The 829-nt window shown below is 47.9% G+C and carries 1 protein-coding gene; it reads left to right on the plus strand.

Translation table 11 applies throughout. From position 1 onward, the window contains the following. Positions 1-829 (plus strand): TonB-dependent receptor domain-containing protein (locus A3766_RS07285; RefSeq protein WP_156508760.1); only part of this gene is annotated, 829 nt, incomplete at both ends.

Raw genomic sequence — 829 nt, forward strand, 5'->3', positions numbered from 1 at the left:
TCAGGTCGACGTGGTGTTGGGGAAGGCTATTGTTGGACAGACGAAAATGGTAATACCGCGACAGACCTCAATACATTGATTCAACGAGATATTGCCCAAGGTGATAAAGACTCAGATTGGAATGTTGAAACCCTTGCGCTCTATTTCATGGATACCGTCGAGTTAAGTGATAATTGGACAGCCTTTGGTGGCGTTCGTTACGACTATTACGACTACAGCACCTTCGCAAACTATGACCCTGATGGCCGAAGCGGCCCCTTAGAAAGTGAGTGGACTGAATTTGCTGACGACGGTGGCTATTGGAACGGCCATATCGGTGCCAGCTATCAGTTTATGGACAATGCAAACGTCTATGCCAGCTTCTCGACTGCAACCAACTTGAATGGTGGTGAGTCGGATGTAGGCACTAGCTGTGGCTATGGTGGTATCTGTGTCGATGCCAGCGACCCTCAATTAGGTGACCCGGAGAAAACACAAAGCATTGAGGTTGGAACGAAGTGGCAATTAAACGATGGCAAGTTACTTGCGACAGCCGCGCTATTCCGCATCACAAAAAATGATGTGATGGAGAGCCCCTCTGGCGATAGCTATAGCACGCTGGGCTCACTGAACACAGGCAAGAACCGAGTAGAAGGTATCGAACTTGGCTTAACGGGGAATATCACTGACAAAATCAGTATGTCTGCAGGTATTGCTGTTATGGATGCCGAAGTATTGGAATCCATTAACGAAGAGGATGAAGGAAAAACCCTAGCAAACTTTGCAGATACCTCTGCTTCGCTACATGTGAAATATCAGGCTACGCCACAATGGGCGATAGGTGGTACAG

It is taken from the genome of Oleiphilus sp. HI0132, assembly GCF_001635845.1.